This window comes from Bacillus sp. (in: firmicutes) (assembly GCA_012842745.1).
Lineage (GTDB): Bacteria > Bacillota > Bacilli > Bacillales > Bacillaceae_J > Schinkia.
This window is the reverse complement of sequence record DUSF01000071.1, coordinates 1-1,750: the sequence shown is the minus strand read 5'-3', so window position 1 is coordinate 1,750 and position 1,750 is coordinate 1. Positions and strand designations below refer to the sequence as shown.

The window sequence follows — 1,750 nt, the reverse complement described above, 5'->3', positions numbered from 1 at the left end:
TGCCCGGCTCGCTCTCGAACCAGATCTTGCCGCCGTGCCGCTCCACGATCTTCTTCGAGATCGCGAGCCCGATCCCGGTGCCCGGATACTCTTCCCTGGTGTGCAGGCGGGAGAACATCTTGAACAGCTTCTCCTGGTACTTGGGATCGATGCCGATGCCGTTGTCGCGGACGGAGAACACGAACTTGTCATCGAAGGTGACCGCGGAGATCTCGATCCTCGGCACTTCATCGTCCCGATGGAACTTGATCGCATTGGAGATGAGGTTCGTCATCAGCTGCTTCATCTGGGTCCGGTCGCCGCAGATCTTCGGGAGGGGGTTGACGACGACCTCGGCGCCGATCTCCCCGATCGCGACATGGAGGTCCTCTATCACCGCCCTCACCTTGTCGTTCATGTCGATCTCCTCCAGGACGGTGGACTGCGAGTCGATGCGCGAGTACGCCAGCAGATCGTCGATCAGCTCCCTCATCCTGTGCGAGCCTTCGGCGGCGTAGCTCATGTACTCCTTCGCCTTGGGGTCCAGCTGGTCCCCGAACTTCTTGTTCAGCAGGCCGATGTAGGAGGTGACCATCCTGAGCGGCTCCTGCAGGTCGTGCGACGCCACGTACGCGAACTGCTGCAGCTCATAGTTGGAGCGGCGGAGGTCTTCCTCGGTCCTCCTCAGATCGGTTATGTCCGTGAACGCGATGACTATCCGGTCACCTTCCGCCACCGACGAAGCGAGCAGTTCCCTGCCGGAGATGGGGCTGGTGTACCGCAGTTGCATATCTGCCTCGGGACCGCGCATCCTCTCGAGCGTTGGCAGGTAAACTTTCGCGAGGTCCTGGCCGATCACCTCAGAGCCCCTCTTCCCCCGGATGTTCGTACCAGGAGCGAGCCCGATGAGCTCCAGGTAAGCCGAATTGTAGTCCTCGTAGATCCAGTCGGTTATTTTGCCGTCGACCAGGATGAGTTCCATGACGACCACCCCCTCTCGCATGGCATGGAACAGCTCGCGATACCGGGCCTCGCTCTCTCTGAGCATCTTCTCGGTCTGTTTGTTCCCAGTGACATCGTGGACGATGGAGTAGAGCAGGGGCCGACCGTCGACCGTGATGGGGCCGGAGAAGATCTCCACATCACGGACCTCCCCACTTGCCAGCCTGTGCCGGGAGCTGAAACTCCGTTTCACGCCCGCGATGGTTTGCTCCATCTTCGCCTTGACCTCGTCCAGGGAAAGCATGTCGATGTCAGTGATCCTCAGTCTCGTCAGCTTGTCTAGAGGATACCCATAATAATCGCTCGCGGCCTGGTTGGCATCCACCAATCTACCGGTGGACGGGTCGATGAGCAGCATCACCAAGCTGTTCTCGGTGAACAAGCTCCGGTACTTGGCCTCGCTCTCTCTGAGCGCTTCCACCATATCATCGCATCTCATGTCGTTGTTCATCAGGCTATCCTCATATGGCAGTCATGAACCGCGGCGGTGACCTACTGTCGTGACGTTGGTGCGGACGTTCGGAGGTAGGGCCGCGGAGAGACCTCATGGAGCACTTTCCTCGAATAAGGAGATAATAACTCGCTGGACAGCAATATATCACTATCGTGAATCGGGACGATGGGACTCGGATCCCGATGATGGATTCTGCCAAGAACTTTCGGCGATTCGTGAGAATCGAGACCATTTTCCTCTCGCTCTTGGAAAGGTCTGACCTCCGGCGACCGGGCAGCGGCCTCGCGGCCGGGACTTAGGCGGGCTATACTGGAC

Annotated in this window: 1 protein-coding gene; it reads right to left on the bottom strand. The window is 59.0% G+C overall.

Annotated features, from left to right (window positions below; all coding sequences use genetic code 11):
- A partial coding sequence (locus tag GX497_18365; GenBank protein HHY75143.1) for a PAS domain S-box protein occupies nt 1–1,432 on the bottom strand: 1,432 nt, incomplete at its 3' end.
- Nucleotides 1,433–1,750: the final 318 nt, after the last annotated feature.